14 protein-coding genes are annotated in these 15,447 nt (G+C 67.2%); 8 read left to right on the top strand and 6 right to left on the bottom strand.

Annotation, left to right across the window (positions count from 1 at the left end):
• Positions 1–54: 54 nt before the first annotated feature.
• Positions 55–2,094 (bottom strand): DEAD/DEAH box helicase, encoded by a 2,040-nt coding sequence (locus tag LI337_RS02340; RefSeq protein WP_227228105.1) that lies wholly within the window; start codon positions 2,092–2,094, stop codon positions 55–57.
• 185 nt (positions 2,095–2,279) lie between these two features.
• Here LI337_RS02340 and LI337_RS02335 point away from each other — a divergent pair, with 185 nt between their 5' ends.
• The 3 genes from LI337_RS02335 (at position 2,280) to LI337_RS02325 (ending at position 5,859) form a co-directional block, all read left to right on the top strand.
• Positions 2,280–3,755: a COG1361 family protein gene (locus tag LI337_RS02335; protein ID WP_227228104.1), complete on the top strand. Its 1,476-nt coding sequence runs from the start codon at positions 2,280–2,282 to the stop codon at positions 3,753–3,755.
• A 248-nt stretch (positions 3,756–4,003) separates the two neighbouring features.
• On the top strand, positions 4,004–4,717 hold the full coding sequence (locus tag LI337_RS02330; protein WP_345777734.1) for an ABC transporter ATP-binding protein: 714 nt from the start codon (positions 4,004–4,006) through the stop codon (positions 4,715–4,717).
• Positions 4,714–5,859: an ABC transporter permease gene (locus tag LI337_RS02325; protein WP_227228103.1), complete on the top strand. Its 1,146-nt coding sequence runs from the start codon at positions 4,714–4,716 to the stop codon at positions 5,857–5,859. Before LI337_RS02330 ends, LI337_RS02325 begins: the two co-directional genes overlap by 4 nt.
• A 43-nt stretch (positions 5,860–5,902) precedes the next feature.
• On the opposite strand, the gene LI337_RS02320 is transcribed toward LI337_RS02325, so the two are convergent.
• Together LI337_RS02320 and ileS are read right to left on the bottom strand one after the other, a co-directional pair.
• Entirely contained in the window at positions 5,903–6,160 is a 258-nt protein-coding gene (locus tag LI337_RS02320; protein ID WP_227228102.1) for a hypothetical protein, read from the bottom strand.
• A 171-nt stretch (positions 6,161–6,331) separates the two neighbouring features.
• A complete protein-coding gene (gene ileS / locus LI337_RS02315; protein ID WP_227228101.1) occupies positions 6,332–9,505 on the bottom strand; it encodes an isoleucine--tRNA ligase in 3,174 nt (1,057 codons plus the stop codon).
• Between the two features lie 200 nt (positions 9,506–9,705).
• On the opposite strand from ileS, the gene LI337_RS02310 reads away from it, so the two are divergent.
• Complete coding sequence (locus tag LI337_RS02310; protein WP_227228100.1) at positions 9,706–11,001, top strand: AI-2E family transporter; 1,296 nt, start codon at positions 9,706–9,708, stop codon at positions 10,999–11,001.
• Positions 11,002–11,006: 5 nt separating this feature from the next.
• Here LI337_RS02310 and LI337_RS02305 read toward each other — a convergent pair whose 3' ends face one another.
• Positions 11,007–11,282, bottom strand: coding sequence for a helix-turn-helix transcriptional regulator (locus tag LI337_RS02305; protein WP_227228099.1), 276 nt, complete (start codon positions 11,280–11,282; stop codon positions 11,007–11,009).
• 289 nt (positions 11,283–11,571) lie between these two features.
• Here LI337_RS02305 and LI337_RS02300 point away from each other — a divergent pair, with 289 nt between their 5' ends.
• A complete protein-coding gene (locus LI337_RS02300) occupies positions 11,572–11,850 on the top strand; it encodes an amphi-Trp domain-containing protein (RefSeq protein WP_227228098.1) in 279 nt (92 codons plus the stop codon).
• Between the two features lie 411 nt (positions 11,851–12,261).
• Here the strand turns inward: LI337_RS02300 and LI337_RS02295 are convergent, their stop codons facing one another.
• Positions 12,262–12,408 (bottom strand): hypothetical protein, encoded by a 147-nt coding sequence (locus LI337_RS02295; RefSeq protein WP_227228097.1) that lies wholly within the window; start codon positions 12,406–12,408, stop codon positions 12,262–12,264.
• 74 nt (positions 12,409–12,482) lie between these two features.
• Between LI337_RS02295 and LI337_RS02290 the strand changes: the two genes are divergently transcribed.
• The 3 genes from LI337_RS02290 (at position 12,483) to LI337_RS02280 (ending at position 15,091) form a co-directional block, all read left to right on the top strand.
• Positions 12,483–13,919 (top strand): cryptochrome/photolyase family protein, encoded by a 1,437-nt coding sequence (locus LI337_RS02290; RefSeq protein ID WP_227228096.1) that lies wholly within the window; start codon positions 12,483–12,485, stop codon positions 13,917–13,919.
• Positions 13,920–14,005: 86 nt separating this feature from the next.
• On the top strand, positions 14,006–14,488 hold the full coding sequence (locus LI337_RS02285; protein WP_227228095.1) for a cupin domain-containing protein: 483 nt from the start codon (positions 14,006–14,008) through the stop codon (positions 14,486–14,488).
• 75 nt (positions 14,489–14,563) lie between these two features.
• Positions 14,564–15,091 carry a hypothetical protein gene (locus LI337_RS02280; protein WP_227228094.1) on the top strand — a complete coding sequence of 176 codons (528 nt, stop codon included), beginning with the start codon at positions 14,564–14,566 and terminating at the stop codon, positions 15,089–15,091.
• 59 nt (positions 15,092–15,150) lie between these two features.
• On the opposite strand, the gene LI337_RS02275 is transcribed toward LI337_RS02280, so the two are convergent.
• Complete coding sequence (locus LI337_RS02275) at positions 15,151–15,288, bottom strand: hypothetical protein (protein WP_227228093.1); 138 nt, start codon at positions 15,286–15,288, stop codon at positions 15,151–15,153.
• Positions 15,289–15,447: the final 159 nt, after the last annotated feature.

Genomic DNA, 15,447 nt, shown 5'->3' with positions numbered 1-15,447 from the left:
GATAGCTTCGACGCGGTCTGGCGACGGGGCGTCACGACCGCGACAGGTGGTCTCTCAGTCTTCTGCCGGTGTGTCGCCCTCCCCGGTCGTCGCGTCCCGATCGGTAGCCGATTCTGCTTCGTCGGTCGCCGACTCGCCCGATCCGGAGTCGTTCGCCCCGCCCGAATCGAGGTCGGTCGACTCGCCGTCCGCCGCCACCTGCGCCCGAACCGCCGTCAGCTTCGGCACGTCGATGTCGAGCACCCCCGCCAGCGCGTCCGCCGCGCCCAGCAACCACTCGACACGCTCCAGTCGGGACTCCAGGTCGCCCGGGGCGATCCGGTAACGTTCCACGAGTCTGTCCGCCGGTTCCCCCGCCAGCCACTCGTCGATCACGCGGGCGGTCTTCACCGCCCGGAGCCACCCCTCGAAGTCGTCCGAGCCACCCATCGGTTTCGTGAACTCGTCGGCGTGTTCGCGGGCGAACTGGTAGAGGGCGGCCCGTTCCTGGTTGCCGAGATAGCCGTCGTGGACGTCCGGCGTGTCACAGACGAGTTCGAGGACGGTCAGACTCGTCACGCGTTCCATCCCGGCGACGGTCCGCAGCCCCGAGACGATACGTGCCCCGCTCTCCGGTGCGAGATACTGCCGAGACACCTGCGACCCGATGTCGGTCGCCGAGAGACCGTCGCCGGCGTGGAGCAGTTCCATCCGAACGAGGTCGCCGATCGCCGCCTTCACCTCACCCGAGAGGTCGGCAGAGGGTGTCTGGTGGGCGTAGAACGTCGCCGACAGCAGTTCCAGCATCTCCGACTCGGAGTCGGCGAACCCCGACGCGACCGTCGAGAGGACGTGCGTCCGGAGCGCCTGCTCGCCCGTCAGTTTCGACTCGACCGCCTCCGGGTCGGCACCGACGTACCGCTCCGTCACCTCGTCGCGGGAGTCGGCGTCCGCCACGAGGACCGCCTCGCCGTAGGGGTCGAGATGTGGCCTGCCCGCCCGGCCGCACATCTGGTGGACTTCGAGGACCGGAAGCCACTCCATCCCGGAGCCGGTGTACCGCTGTTGATCGCGGACGACGACCCTGCGAGCGGGGACGTTCACACCTGCGGCGAGAGTCGGAGTCGCCGCCAGCGCCGTCAGCTTCCGGTCGCGGAACGCGGTCTCGACCAGCCTGCGGTGGTCGCTCCGCAGGCCCGCGTGGTGGAACGCGACCCCCGACGCCACGCAGTCGGCGAGTCGCTCGCCGGTGTCGGTCGGGTCGAGCGCCCGGAGCGCGTCTGCCACCTCGGGTGCGCCGGGGTAGTCGTCCTCGGCGAGTCGGGCCGCGAGTTGTTCGGCCTCGTTCCGGGAGCGGACAAAGGACAGCGCCTGCCCGCCGGCGTCGACCGCTTCGGCGACGAGTTCGGCGGTCGCGGCCGTCTCGGGGTCGTCGGGCGTATCGGTCGGCACCTCGACGGTGAGGTCGCTCCCGTCGTCGAACGCGACCGTCCCCTCGGCGTAGACGCCGGTTCTGAGATCGACCGGTCGCCAGTCGGACTCGACCAGTTCGGCGTCGAGCCAGTCTGCAACCTCGCCGGGGTTGGCGACGGTGGCGGACAGGCCGACGAGTTGGACGCCGGGTGTCCGCCGCCGGAGATTCGAGAGTGTCACTTCCAGCGTCGGCCCCCTGCCTTCCGCGCCGAGGAGGTGGATCTCGTCGACGACGACGCAGGCGAGGTCGTCGATCCACGTCGCGCCGTTTCTGATCGCCGAGTCGACCTTCTCGCTGGTGGCGACGACGACGTCGTAGTCGGCCAGTCCCTCGCCGGCGGAGTCGAAGTCGCCCGTCGAGATGCCGACCTCGACACCCGGCAGTTCGGCGAAGGACTCGTACTTCTCGCGGGCCAGCGCGCGCAGTGGGACGATGTAGAGGGCGGGCCCGCCGGCCGTCAGCATCGCTAACTCGGCGACGAACGTCTTCCCGCTGGCGGTCGGGATGGCCGTGACGACGTTTCTCCCCTCGCAGACGCCGGCGTCGACTGCCTCGGCCTGCGGCGGGTAGAGGTCGCCGATCCCCGCCGACTCGTAGTGCGCGACGACGGGATCGGGCAGGGGGAGGTCTCGGACGTGCACACCGGTAGGTGGTGCCGGAGCCGCATAAAAATCTCCGGGCGAGCGTGATCGGTGGCGACGACGGAGCGAGAGCGACAGGCGACGAACGACGACCGACCTCGTCTCGGCGGGATCGGCGATTCCGACGACTCGCCGGCGTTCCGTCCCACAACTATTTGCCGCCGGTGGCTGAAGACGTACGGTAGATGAAACGCCCCGCCGTCCTCCTCCTCACGGTCCTCCTAGTCGCGTCGTCGCTGTCGGTCTCCGGGTTCGCGGTCGCGCAGTCCGCGCAGGTGTCGATCACCGACGTTACCGTTTCGGACGACCAGCCAGCCCCCGGCCAACTGATCACCTTCACCACCACGATACGGAACGGTGCCGGCACCGCCAGCGAACCCTCCGCCACGTACCGGATCAACGCGGTCGCACTCAGAAGCGGCCCCGGCCAGTTCGAGGAGTACGCCCGTGTCCGCGACGTTGGCACGGTCCCGCCCGGCGGTTCCGTCGACGTGCCCCTGACGGTGAAGTTCCGCGAATCGGGCGTCCGGAACCTCCGACTCGTCGTCTACGGCCAGAGCGGCGGCGAACCGCTCCAACTCCGGTATCCGGTCGCCATCCGCGTCCGTGACAGTGGCCCGCGACTCTCCATCGACGCAGAGGACGCGGTGGCTGGCGACGAGGTGCCGGTGCGCGTGACGGTCTCGAACGGCGAGGCCGACACCGCGAACAACCTCCGACTGACGCTGGCCGGCGAGCGGATGCGGGTCGCCAACGACACCCGCGTCTCGCCGCGTCTCGACAGCGGTGCAGAGCGGACCTTCCGGTTCGAGGCGACGCCCGAGGCGGCGGGCGACGGGACGCTGAACGCCACGCTGTCGTACCTGACTGACGAGGGGAGTCGCCGTGTCGTCTCGGAGACGCGGACGCTCGACGTGGCCGAACTCGACGAGGACGTGTCGGTCGCGGCCGAGGTCAGAGGCGACGGCACCCGGCCCCCGGTCGCGGTGGACGTGTCGAACTTCGGCAACGCGCCGCTGTCCGAACTGACGGTCCGACTCGAACGAGACGGCCAGGTCGTCGGTCGAACCTCCGCGCCGGACCTCCCGGCCCGGACGAGCGACACCGTGCTGGTGAACGTCTCCGGGCAGGGAACGAGCGACCTGCGCGTCGTCGCCGACTACGAGACCGGGGGACAGGCCGGCGAGGCGACGACGACGCTGGCCTACGCGGCGAACCCCGGTCGTGTCTCGCTGACCGGCGTGGACGTGGAGACCGAAGGTGGTCGGCTCCACCTCACCGGGAGCGCGAGCAACGTCGGCCTCGGCGAGGTGAACAGCGTGGTCCTCTCGGTGGTCCCGGCAGACGGCGTACGGCCGGCCCGCCCCTACCGCGAGTACTTCGTCGGTACCGTCCCGGCGAGCGACTTCGTGTCGTTCGACCTCTACGCCGACGTGGACGCCGGCACCGAGACGGTCCCGGTCAGGATCAGCTACATCGCCGACGGGAGCAGAGTCTCGGAGGTGGTCGAGGTGGACGTGTCGGACGTGAACGCCCAGCCAGCCCAACAGTCACAACAGCAACAGACGGGGTTCTCGCTCCCGCTGGTGCTCGGCGGGGGCGTCGTGATCGTCGCCGGGCTCGCGCTGGTCGGCTACCTGTTCTACCGGAACCGCCGATGAGCCGGGACGACGAGTGGTCCGTCGAGGACGTACTGGCCGAGAGCGACGACGCTGAAGGTGTGAACGCGGTTGCCGAGACCGACGACCCTGAAGACGTGAACGCGGTGGCCGAGACCGGCGAGCAGGGAGACGCCGAGGTCGCAGACGCAGCGGAACCGGTGGTCGACGACGAGGAAGACCTCGGGACTGCAGACGCAGACGAACACGAGACCGGCGACGAGGAGGAGACGAGCGAACGTGCAGACGAGATCGACACCGACGACTTCGCAGATGTCGACCCGGTGATCGAACTCCGAGGCGTCAGAAAACGGTACGACACCGGCGGCGAAATCGTCGAGGCGCTGAAGGGGATCGACTTCGTGGCCCGCCCCGGCGAGTTCGTCGCCATCATGGGTCCCTCCGGCAGTGGCAAGTCCACGATGCTGAACGTGCTCGGTCTCCTCGACGCACCGACCGAGGGCGTCGTGCTGTTGAACGGGCGTGACGTGACCGACCTCTCGGACGAGGAGATGACGCTGGAACGGAAACGCTCCATCGGCTTCGTCTTCCAGAACTTCTACCTCATCCCGACGCTCACGGCGACCGAGAACGTCGAAGTGCCGACGCTGTTCGACGACGACCCGACCGCCCACGACCGGGCCATCGACCTCCTCTCGCGGGTCGGACTGGGCGACCGACTCGAACACCGACCGAACCAGTTGTCCGGCGGCCAGAAACAGCGCGTCGCCATCGCGCGGTCGCTGGTGAACCGACCCCGCATCCTGCTGGCCGACGAACCGACCGGGAACCTCGACCGGGAGACCGGTCGTACGATCCTGGAGGAGTTCACCCGCATCAAGGAGGAGGACGACGTGGCCGTCATCGCGGTCACCCACGACTCGCAGGTGACGAAGTACGCCGACCGGACGATCAACCTCGTGGACGGGCTGATCCGGACGGAGGAGGACGACTACGGGACGTGAAGCTTCTCGATAGACTCTCCCGCCGGTTCCCGGCGACGCTGATGGCCCGGCGGAACCTCTCGCGGAACAGCCTCCGGTCCGGGTTGGCGGTGCTCGGCATCGTGATCGGCGTCCTCGCCATCGCCTCGCTGGGGATGTTCGGTGCGACCCTCCAGACCGGCGCGACTTCCTCGCTCGGCGAGATTGGGAGCGAAGTGATCGTCTCCCCCGCGTTCAGCGAGGGGGTGCAAGAACTGTCGGACCGGGACGTGGTGAACATCGAACGCGCGGCCGGTGGGGCGAGTGTCGTGCCGGTGAAGACGCGGCAGTCGGTGCTGGAACGCGGGAGTGACAGGAGCGTCGTGACGGTCTACGGGATGGAGTCACCCGGGTCGCTGTACGAGGCCTCGGGTGGGCGCGTGCCGGACCAACTGCGGGAGGGCGCAGTCGTCGGCGCGGCGGTCGCCGACCGGTTCGGCATCCGGGCCGGCAACAGCATCACACTGGACGGCCAGACGTACCGGGTGAAGGCCGTGCTGGTCCAGCAGGACGGCTTCTCGCCGGTGAACCCGAACAACGCCGTGATCGTCCCGCCGAACGACTTCGAGGAGGACGGCTTCTCGCAGGTGGTCGTGAACGCCGAGACGGGCGAGGAGGCGAACGCGACCGCGATGGCGGTCCGGGAGTCGCTGAACCGGCGGGAACAACGCGTGACCGTCTTCGAGTTGGGCGCGATCACGGAGTCGATCAACCAGTTCTTCGGCATCCTGAACGCCTTTCTCATCGGTGTCGGCTCCATCTCGCTGGTCGTCGCGGGCGTGAGCATCCTGAACGTGATGCTGATGAGCACCATCGAGCGCCGCGAGGAGATCGGCGTCCTCCGGGCGGTCGGCGTCCAGAAGTTCGACGTGGTGAAGGTGATCCTCGTCGAGGCGGGCCTGCTCGGACTCGCGGGCGGCGTCGTGGGTGCGATCCTCTCGGTCGGTGCCGGGATGGTCCTGAATCAGGTCGTGTTGAACGATCCGCTGGCGACGTTCACCGCGACGAACGCGCTGTACGTCCTGCTGGCGATGGGCTTCGGCCTCGTGACGAGCGTGCTCAGTGGGTTGTACCCGGCGTGGAAGGCGGCGAACGAGCGACCGGTGGATGCCCTTCGGAAGTGAGAGTCGAGACGGTCTGCCAGTTCGTGTCGGAACGTCGGGTCGGCTATGCCGACGAGAAGAGGTCGGTCACACCGACAGCGAGTCGGAGACCGGCCGTCAGCGCGAGGAGGCCGGCGACGGTCCCGAGGTGGCCGTCAGGGAGGACACCGGCCAAGAGCGCGCCGACGAGCAGGAGGTAGACCGGAAGCGCGAGCAACGTCGCGGTCGTCCCGGCTATCGCGGTGCGGAGGTCGGCGAGAGAGTCGCGCGGGCGGGTGGCCGCCGAGGGCGCACGCCGGCAGAGTGTCGTGAGCAGAGGCATGACCGGAGAGACCACCGATAGAGACATAAGTACGCGCAGAATTCCGCTTCTACTCGGAGGGTGACGTGTCAGAAGGTCGTGACTGTCGTCGTCGAGGGGACGTGTCGGAGAGAGACGAAGGTGAACCCGAACGAGTCGGTCGCAGAGGGTCCTGTCGAGTCTGTCGCTGGCTCAGTCGGCGGTCTGTTCGTCCACCGCGACCCGTTCGATGCCGATTGTCACCGCGACACCTTCGACCTCCCACTCCTCGACGGTAGCGAGGTCGGCGGTGTCGTCGGCCCACTCGGCGGTCCGGGTCTCCTCGGCGATGAACTCGCGGTGCTCGTCGACGAAGCCGGCGACCCGGTCGTCGGCGACCGCGACGGCGGTCCTGATCTCCGCTTCGACGTCGAGATCGAGTTGCTTGCGCATCTCCTGCACCCGGCGGACGATGTCGCGGGCGTACCCCTCCGACTCGATCTCGTCGGTCAGCGAGGTGTCCACGTACACCGTGCCGTTCTCGAAGTCGGCCGAGGAGACGTTCTCCGGCGGTTCGGAGCGCCAGCCGACCATCTCGTCGGTCAGTTCGTACTCGTCGCCCTCGACCGTCACGAAGATGGAGCCCTCCTCGGTGAGTTCGTCGCGGGTCGCCCCCTCGACTGCGGCCATCACCTTCTGGGCGTCCGCACCGAACGCCGGCCCGATGACCGACATCTCCGGTTCGGCGACCTGCACGAGTTCGCCGAACCGGTCGGTCACCTGCACCTCGCGGGTGTTGACGCGCTCCGAGAGGAGGTCCGCGAGTGCTTCGACCGACTCGCGGACTGCTGGGTCCTCGCTCTCCACGACGACGCGCGGGACGGGCCACCGGAGCTTCCGGCCGCCCTGCTGGCGGGCGTTCGCGGCCGCCTCCTCGACCTGCCGGAGGACGGCGACGTTCCGTTCCAGTTCGGGGTCACGCAGGTCCGCGTCGGCTTCGGGCCACGAGAGTTGGTGGACCGTGGTGGCCGAGCCATCGAGATGCTGGTACACCTCCTCGGCGACGTAGGGCGTGAAGGGCGCGAGCAGGCGCACGACCTCGCCCAGCACGGTCGACAGCGTGGCGTACGCGCCGCGCTTGCTCGGGGAGTCTTCCTCCTCCCACATCCGGTGACGGATGGCCTTGATGTAGAAACGGGAGACGTCCTCGGTCACGAAGTCGAGGAGCGTGTTCAGCGCCTCGTGGACCTCGTAGTCGTCCCACGCGTCGCTCATCTCCTGCTCGACGGTCTGGAGCCGCGAGAGGACCCACTCGTCGACGACCGACAGGTCGCCGTCCGAGAGGTCGGCCTCGCTGGGATCGTAGTCGTCGAGACGCATGTACGGGACCGGGAACCGGAAGACGTTCCAGAAGATGTTGAGCGTCTGCTGTACGTCGCTCAGGCCGTCCCACTCGAACGACAGGTCGACGCCCTGCTGGTCGTGGCTCAGCAGATACGCCCGGAGCGGGTCGCGACCGGCACGCTCGATGGCCTCGTGAGGTGTGACGATGTTGCCGAGCGACTTCGACATCTTCCGGCCGTCCTTGTCGTTGGCGAAGCCGTGCATCAGCACCTCGTCGTAGGGCACCTCACCCAGCGCGGCGGTCCCCATCCCGAGCTGGGACCAGAACCAGCCGCGCGTCTGGTCGTGCGCCTCGACGATCAGATCGGCGGGCCAGAGGTCGTCGAACTCGCTGTCCGCGCCCGCAGACGGGTGATTCAGCGTCCCCCACGTCGCCACCGAGGAGTCGATCCACACGTCGAACACGTCCGGCACGCGCTCGTAAGTCGTCCCGTCTTCGGTGATCGTCAGCGGGTCGACCGAGGGTCGGTGTAGGTCCAGTTCGTCGGGGTCGACGTCCTGATCGGCACGCTCGGCGAGTTCCTCGCGGGTGCCGACGACCAGAATCTCGTCGTCGGAGAACGGGCCGGTCTCGTCGGCCGGGACCCAGATCGGGAGCGGGATGCCCCAGTAGCGCTGGCGGGAGACGTTCCAGTCCGGCGCGTCCTCGACGAAGTTCCGGAATCGGTTGTCGCGGGCCCACTGCGGGTGCCACTCGCTGTCCCCGATGTTGTCGAGGAGTTCGTCTTTGATGTCCGTGACCGTGATGAACCACTGGTCGGTCGCGAGGAAGACGATGTCCGTGTCACACCGCCAGCACTGCCCGTACCGGTGGTGGTGGGTGCCCGAGGCGAGCAGATAGCCGTTCGCGTCCAGATCGGCGATGATGTCGTCGTTCGCGTCCCGGACGAACTGACCCTCGTACGTGCCGGCCTCGGCGGTGAAGGTGCCGTCGCCGCGCACGGGCGAGAACACGTCCAGCCCGAGTTCGGTCCCGCGCTCGAAGTCCTCCTGCCCGTGGCCGGGCGCAGAGTGAACCAGGCCAGTTCGGTCGGCTTCGACGTAGTCGCCGGTGTAGACCTGTCCGGCACCCTCGAAGTCGGCGTAGTCGGGAACCTCGTCGGCGAGTGGGTGGTCGTACTCCCAGCCCACCAGGTCCTCGCCGGTGAACTCCTCGAGGACCTCGTAGTCCTCGTACCGACCCTCCTTCAGGACGTCCTCGACGCACGGTTCCGCGAGGTAGAGGACCTCCGAGTCGCCGTCCTTCTCCGCGCGGACGGCCTGATAGGTCATCTCGCCGTCCACCGCGACGAAGGTGTTCGCCGGGACGGTCCACGGGGTCGTCGTCCAGATGACGAGGCTCCCCTCGCGGTCGCGCAGAGGGAACTTCACGTAGATAGACGGGGACTCGATCTCGTGGTACTCGACCTCGTTGTCCGCGATGGCGGTCTCACAGCGCGGACACTGGTTGATGGCGCGTTTGCCCTGCTCCACGAGACCGTTCTCGTGGACCTGCTGGAACGCCCACCACGTCGCCTCCATGTACTCCGGCGAGATGGTCTTGTAGGGGTCGTCCCAGTCCATCCAGACGCCGATGGACTGGAAGTCGTCGTCCATCTTGACGCGGTTGCGCTCCGCGAAGTCCTTGCACTCGTCGATGAACGCCTCCATCCCGTGTTCTTCGATGTCCTTCTTCGAGTCGAAGCCGAGTTCCTCCTCGACTTTCACCTCGATGGGCAGGCCGTGCATGTCGTAGCCCGGTCGGTCGGTGACCCGGTGGCCTTCCATGCGCTTGTACCGGATGATGGCGTCTTTCAGCGTCTTGTTCCACGCCGTCCCGAGGTGCATCTGTCCGGAGGTGTACGGCGGCCCGTCCACGAAGAAGAAGGCCGGGTCGTCGGCGTGTGCCTCCTCCGTCGCGTCGTAGGCCTCGTTGTCGTCCCAGTACGCCTCGACCGAGGACTCCACGTCCTCGGGGCTGTACTGGTCGTCCACGTCGTCCATACCCGAATCTGACGTTCGGCGCATATCAAAACGGTGGTCCGACGCCGCGACTGTCGAACCGACTCGCGGGACGGAAGGTACCCCCGCGATCTGTCGGCCGCCGGTCGCAGACCGGTCGGTACCGACCGAGTAGGTGTCCCCTACGCCGAACAACTCGGGTTGACGACAGCTTTTTGGCCCCCGGTCGCACGCATTCGAGCATGGCCCTCCTCGACATGGACCGGTCGCGCCTCGCGTGGTGGGCGCTGGGACTCGGGCTGGTGGGCGCGTTGGGGTTCGTCCTCTACTCGTTCGTCGGCACGTTCGTCTTCGGCGTCTTCATCTACTACGCGACCCGGCCGATCCACCGCCGACTCAAGCGTCGGCTCCGCCCGCCCAGCCTCGCGGCCGCCGTCTCGTTGTTCGCGCTCGCACTCCCCGCCCTGCTGTTGATGCTGTACGCGCTGGCCGTCGGCCTCCAGCAGATCAGACCGTATCTGAACGGGGGTGAGGGCGGGACGACCGTCGCCGCACTCCAGCCGTACCTCAACGCGACCGGGACGGTCTCCGGTCCCGACGAACTGTTCCAGACCGTCCGGGAGTCCGGGCCGGACGCGCTGGTGAGCCAGCAGACGGTCGAGACGCTCCTCAACTCACTCGGGCAGATCGGCGACTCGATCAGCTTCGTCGGCATCGGTGCGATCCACCTGTTCGTGATGCTCGCGCTCGCGTTCTACCTCCTCCGGGACGACTACAAACTCGCCCGATGGGTCCGGGGCCGCTTCGGGGACGACACCGGCGTCCTCGAGGCGTACCTCCGCGCGGTGGACCGCGACTTCAACAACATCTTCTTCGGCAACATCCTCAACGCGGTGCTGACGGGGACGATCGGTGTCATCGCCTACTCACTGCTGAACACCGTCGCGCCACAGGGTGTCGCCATCCCGGCGGCCGCGCTGGTCGGCCTGCTCGCGGGTGTCGCCAGCCTCATCCCGGTCGTCGGGATGAAACTCGTCTACGTCCCGGTCGCGGCGTACATGGGTCTCGTGGCTATCCTCGGCGGTCAGCAGGAGGCGCTGTGGTTCGTCGCCGTCTTCGCCGGGGTGTCGTTCGTGATCGTCGACACGATTCCGGACTTGGTGCTCAGGCCCTACGTCTCCGGCCGGAGTCTCCACGTCGGCGCGGTGATGATCGCCTACACGTTCGGCCCACTACTGTTCGGGTGGTACGGGATCTTCCTCGCGCCGATGTTGCTCGTCCTGGTCGTCCACTTCGCGCGCATCGTCCTGCCGGAACTGATCGCCGGGACGCCGATCCAACCCTACGCGGTCGACCCGACGCACATGATCGAAGGCACCGAACCGCACGCAGACGTGGACGGTGTGGCAGCAGACGGTGAGGGGACGGGCGACGCCGAGAACAGCGTGAGCGACGGCGAGAGAGGAGCGGAGACGGGAGACATGGAGTGGATCGACGAGCCGACAGCTACCGACACGGACGACGCACCCGATCGTTGACCGGTCTACGCCGCGACGTACTTCGACTCCCAGTCGTCCCGCGCTTCGATCTCACGCCGACCGCGCCGGGTCAGCGTGTAGTAGTTGGTGCGGCGGTCGCGCTGGCCCTTCTCGACCAGCCCTTTGTCGACGAGCGTGTCGAGGTTCGGGTAGAGGCGGCCGTGGTGGATCTCCTTCTCGTAGTACTCTTCGAGTTCTTCTTTGATGGCCAGTCCGTGGGGCTCTTCCAGTCCTGCGATGACGTACAGCAGATCGCGCTGGAAGCCTGTCAAGTCGTACATTGGTAAGTTCCAGATAGACATTACTGTCGGAATTAAATAAATATATCGCTCATACCACCCCCGTTCAGTGTATCGAGGCCCCGTAGACCCTGAATACTCTACCACGGGAAAGATAACGAAAGTGATCTTTTCTGCTAACTATCCATCCCCACTGGGTACTGATGTGGTAGGTAACACCAAACTGATCGGTAGGCCCAGGCTACTCGGCGAACTCCCGGCGAGAGTCGGTGTGGCGGTGTCGGTGCGACCCGCCGACACGAGTTTACCGCTCGGTCACGTACATCGCAGTATGCCAGAAGAAGTGCTGTTCGAGACCGAGACCAAACAGACCAGAGCCGAAGTCGCGGACTACCTCCGACAGGTCGCCGACAAACTCGACGCGGGCGACCCGGTGACACTCGCTGCGGGCGGCCAGTCGACGACCCTCGACGTCCCCGAGCGGCCGACCTTCGAGGTCAAGGTCGAACGCGAGACCTCGAAAGGCGGCGGGAATCCGGAGCTGAGCATCGAGTTCGAACTGGAGTGGCCCGAAGGCGGTGGCGGCGACGAGACACTGTCTGTCGAGTGAGTCGCCCCGTCGAGAAAGCCACGAACTACGGCGTTCTGTGACGCACCTCGTCACACCGTCTCGTTGCGTACCACGAGGGAGTCGAGACTCGGTGTACTACTGGTCGGTCGAGTATCACAAAAGGAAAGCAAGCCACGCAAAGAGTGCGTGGATTCTTGCCGCCCTGAATTGGTCCCCGCTGACGCTTCGGCCCTCCAAGCGAAGCGTCACACCATAGTACCGAGTGTTTTTACTTAAAGCTACCGACGGAGTCTGACGCCCGAGGGACGACAGAACGCGAGGGTGCCGGCTGGTCGCTTCCGTCGTGGGCAGTGTCCAACCGGGTGCGACACGGCGGTCGTAACTGGTTCGGCTCGGTGTGATTGGACCGGTCACACGCTCCGATCGGTCCATTAGTGGTGCAGGCGAGAGTCACATGTGCTCTTCTTCGAGCACCCAGCCCAGTGCGCGTTTGTAGTACGTGAACATCTGTCTGACGCCCTCGTGGCGCATCTCCTCGTCGGCGAGTTGTTCTTCGAGGAACTCGTACTGCTCCCGGATCTCGGCTTCGTCGCGCATAGGTGGTGTTGGGGCGTCGGCCACTTCTATCACCGGGTCGGTATCCTTACGGCGACGCCGTCCGTGGCTCGCGTATGCAGATACACTGGCACCGGCGGGACCTGCGCGCGAGCGACAACCGTGGTCTCTCGGTCGCGTCCGAGGCGGGCCCGGTCGTTCCGGTGTTCGTCTTCGACCGCGACGTGCTCGCACACGCCGGGCCACCACGCGTCCGCTTCATGCTCGACGCACTGTCGACCCTGCGCGACTGGTACCGCGACCACGGCTCGGACCTCGTGGTCGCGCACGGCGACCCCCGCGAGGTACTCCCGGAACTGGCCGCCGAGTACGACGCCGAGCGCGTCGTCTGGAACAAGGACTACTCGGGACTCGCCCGCGAGCGAGACAGCGAGGTCCGACAGGCCCTGAACGACGCCGACGTAGCGCGCGAGTCGGTCCACGACGCGATCCACCACGAACCGGGGTCGATCACCACCAACGCGGGCGACCCGTACTCGGTGTACACCTACTTCTGGAAGAAGTGGCGCGACCGACAGAAGCACGACCCCTACCCCGAACCGGACGCCGACGACCTCGCGGAGATAGCGGGAGACGACCTGCCGACACTCGAGGATCTGGGCTTCGACGACCCCGAGGGAACGGTACAGCAGGCAGGGACCGAGGCCGCACGGGAGCGACTCGCCGACTTCTGCGAGGACGCCATCTACCGGTACGAAGCCGACCGCGACTACATGACCCGAGACGCGACCTCGCGCCTCTCGACCGACCTGAAGTTCGGCACTATCGGGATCAGAGAGGTGTACGCGGCTACGGAGCAGGCGAGAGCCGAGGCGACGGACGCGGACGCCGACGCAGAAGACGGCGACGACTCGGCAGGGCCGGTCGAGTCGGTCGAGGAGTTCCAGTCCCAACTCGCGTGGCGGGAGTTCTACACGCACGTTCTGTTCTTCAACCCCGAGGTCGTCTCGCAGAACTACAAGGAGTACGAACGCGACATCGCGTGGGAGAACGACGAGGACCTCCTGCAGGCGTGGAAGGACGGCGAGACCGGCTATCCCATCGTGGACGCCGGGATGCGCCAGTTGCGCGAGGAAGCGTACATGCACAACCGCGTCCGGATGATCGTCGCCTCGTTCCTGACGAAGGACCTGCTGATCGACTGGCGGGAGGGGTACGACTGGTTCCGGGAGAAACTCGCGGACCACGACACCGCCAACGACAACGGCGGGTGGCAGTGGGCCGCCTCGACCGGCACCGACGCTCAGCCGTACTTCCGCATCTTCAACCCGATGACGCAGGGGGAACGCTACGACCCGGACGCCGAGTACATCAAGGAGTACGTCCCGGAACTCGACGCCGCCTCCCCGAAGGCCATCCACGAGTGGCACGAACTGACCGACTTCGAGCGTCGGCGTGTCGCCGAGGACTACCCTGCCCCGGTCGTCGACCACTCCGAGCGCAGAGAGCGGGCGCTGGAGATGTTCGAGACCGCACGCGGCGACGACGACTGATCGGCCGACGGCGGCGGCGGTCGCGTCTCGCGGGACGGTCCCCGCGTCGGGGGAACACTCAGGGTCTCGCCGGGCGAATCGCCGGTATGCATCACGTGCGAGTCGCAGACGCCGAGGCGTTTCTGAGCAGTGCAGACCTGATGAAGCCGCTCGGGCGACTGCTCGACACGACCGATCTGGCGGTGAACTACTACGAGGTCGAACCGGACTCACACCTCGCGCCCTTCTACCACGCACACGCCGATCAGGAGGAGGTGTTCTACGTCCTCGCGGGCGAGTTGACCTTCGCGGTCGGCGACCGCGAGGGGCCGACCGAGGAGGTCGTCGTCGCCGCAGACGAGACGGTCAGGTTCGCCCCCGGCGAGTTCCAGCGCGGTCGCAACGACGGGACCGAGACGGTTCGCGTGGTGGCGCTCGGCGGGCCGAAGGAGTCGACCGACGTGACACGCCTCCGGGACTGTCCGGACTGCGGGTCGCTCGTGGAACACGACCTGCGACTGTCGTCGGAGCAGGACGCGCTGTTGTGTGTCTGTCGCTCCTGTGACGGGCTGACAGCGCGGATCGAGTGACGGAGCAGTCGCACGGGGTGCCCGCCGGACGACCGACCCCGCACGTTCTTGTCACCGCCGCGTGAACTACGACCGATGTCCTCCAACTCGTCCGCACTCGCGGTCTTACTCGCCGGTATCGTCCTCGGTGGCGTCCTCGGCGTCGGCTTCGCCACGGTCGGCGAGGAACCGGGGACGGTCACCCTCGCGCCGCCCGATCCGGAAGCACCGCCCGCCAGTGCCTCGTGGGGTGGCCCGCAGTGTCTCACCGACGCGCCGGCCAACGCTGGCTGGATCGCCACCGGGTCGCAGGCCAACAGCCGGTTCGTCACGGTCAACGCCACGCTCGCACACGACCGCGACCAGCAACTCGCCGAGCCACGGGTGCAGGCGGTCGGCGACCGTCGGTACCGGATCGTCTTCTCGTTCCGCGACGCGGAGCGTGGGGACGCCCCGCCCGACTGCCCGGTCGGGTCGCACGCGACCGTCTCGGCTTCGCTCCCGAGCGACTTCCGGTCGGTGACGGTTCTCGTGGGCGAGCGACCGATCAGAACACTGGAGCGACCGGAGACGACGACGGTGCTGCTGTACCCGCTGGCCGATCCGGTGAACGCGACGGCCTGACGACTCCCGGACTCGACGGGCCGGACCGGAGAGCCGAGCCTGTCTGCCACGCTGTCGTGTCAGACGCCGATCTGTGTGACACCCAGCACCGCGCCGCACGACTCACACTCCCAGACGTTCGCGTCGCTGTACCGTGCGTCCGTGTCGCTCTCGACGACCTCCCGGATCTGGTCGCCACAACTCGGACAGTGACCCATGTGCTCGCGTCGGGTCGCCGCAATGAAATGTCTTCTGACGAACGTGTCGAACTGTGGGTCGGAGATGCCGGAACCCGGTCGTCGTAGTCTCCCCTATCCCTCCCCGGCTGCTGGCGACCGGCAACAGATCGCGTCCGATCCGGGTTCCGGGGTGTCGCC

It is taken from the genome of Salinirubrum litoreum, assembly GCF_020567425.1.
In the GTDB taxonomy this organism is placed as follows: domain Archaea; phylum Halobacteriota; class Halobacteria; order Halobacteriales; family Haloferacaceae; genus Salinirubrum; species Salinirubrum litoreum.
This window is presented reverse-complemented; position numbering and strand designations above follow the sequence as displayed.

What these genes read in the sequence shown, in the direction of transcription:
- LI337_RS02320 (WP_227228102.1), bottom strand. Translation starts at nt 6,160, where the DNA reads ATGCCTCTGCTCACGACACTCTGCCGGCGTGCGCCCTCGGCGGCCACC.
- LI337_RS02275 (WP_227228093.1), bottom strand. Translation starts at nt 15,288, where the DNA reads ATGGGTCACTGTCCGAGTTGTGGCGACCAGATCCGGGAGGTCGTCGAG.
- LI337_RS02290 (WP_227228096.1), top strand. Translation starts at nt 12,483, where the DNA reads ATGCAGATACACTGGCACCGGCGGGACCTGCGCGCGAGCGACAACCGT.
- LI337_RS02310 (WP_227228100.1), top strand. Translation starts at nt 9,706, where the DNA reads ATGGCCCTCCTCGACATGGACCGGTCGCGCCTCGCGTGGTGGGCGCTG.
- LI337_RS02295 (WP_227228097.1), bottom strand. Translation starts at nt 12,408, where the DNA reads ATGCGCGACGAAGCCGAGATCCGGGAGCAGTACGAGTTCCTCGAAGAA.
- LI337_RS02300 (WP_227228098.1), top strand. Translation starts at nt 11,572, where the DNA reads ATGCCAGAAGAAGTGCTGTTCGAGACCGAGACCAAACAGACCAGAGCC.
- LI337_RS02285 (WP_227228095.1), top strand. Translation starts at nt 14,006, where the DNA reads ATGCATCACGTGCGAGTCGCAGACGCCGAGGCGTTTCTGAGCAGTGCA.
- LI337_RS02280 (WP_227228094.1), top strand. Translation starts at nt 14,564, where the DNA reads ATGTCCTCCAACTCGTCCGCACTCGCGGTCTTACTCGCCGGTATCGTC.
- LI337_RS02335 (WP_227228104.1), top strand. Translation starts at nt 2,280, where the DNA reads ATGAAACGCCCCGCCGTCCTCCTCCTCACGGTCCTCCTAGTCGCGTCG.
- ileS (WP_227228101.1), bottom strand. Translation starts at nt 9,505, where the DNA reads ATGGACGACGTGGACGACCAGTACAGCCCCGAGGACGTGGAGTCCTCG.
- LI337_RS02305 (WP_227228099.1), bottom strand. Translation starts at nt 11,282, where the DNA reads ATGTACGACTTGACAGGCTTCCAGCGCGATCTGCTGTACGTCATCGCA.